Annotated in this window: 2 tRNA genes; both read right to left on the minus strand. The window is 46.1% G+C overall.

Features of this window, described 5'->3' with window-relative positions:
• Window positions 1–2: 2 nt before the first annotated feature.
• Window positions 3–78: transfer RNA gene (locus tag AB4507_RS21955), tRNA-Lys, on the minus strand.
• 2 nt (window positions 79–80) lie between these two features.
• Window positions 81–156: transfer RNA gene (locus tag AB4507_RS21960), tRNA-Glu, on the minus strand.
• Window positions 157–243 lie beyond the last annotated feature (87 nt).

The following is a 243-nucleotide window of genomic DNA, read 5'->3' on the forward strand; positions in this document are numbered from 1 at the left end:
AATGGTGGGTCGTGCAGGATTCGAACCTGCGACCAATTGATTAAAAGTCAACTGCTCTACCAACTGAGCTAACGACCCAATGGTATCCCGTAGGGGAGTCGAACCCCTGTTACCGCCGTGAAAGGGCGGTGTCCTAGGCCTCTAGACGAACGGGACACTGCAATTTATCTCTACTTTAAAAGTAGAAACAAACTTCGAAGAACTTGGGAGTTCTTCATCTCTTTACTTTTCTAAACCTAATCA

Origin of the sequence: Vibrio sp. 10N.222.54.A3 (assembly GCF_041474095.1) — a bacterium.
In the GTDB taxonomy this organism is placed as follows: domain Bacteria; phylum Pseudomonadota; class Gammaproteobacteria; order Enterobacterales; family Vibrionaceae; genus Vibrio; species Vibrio crassostreae_C.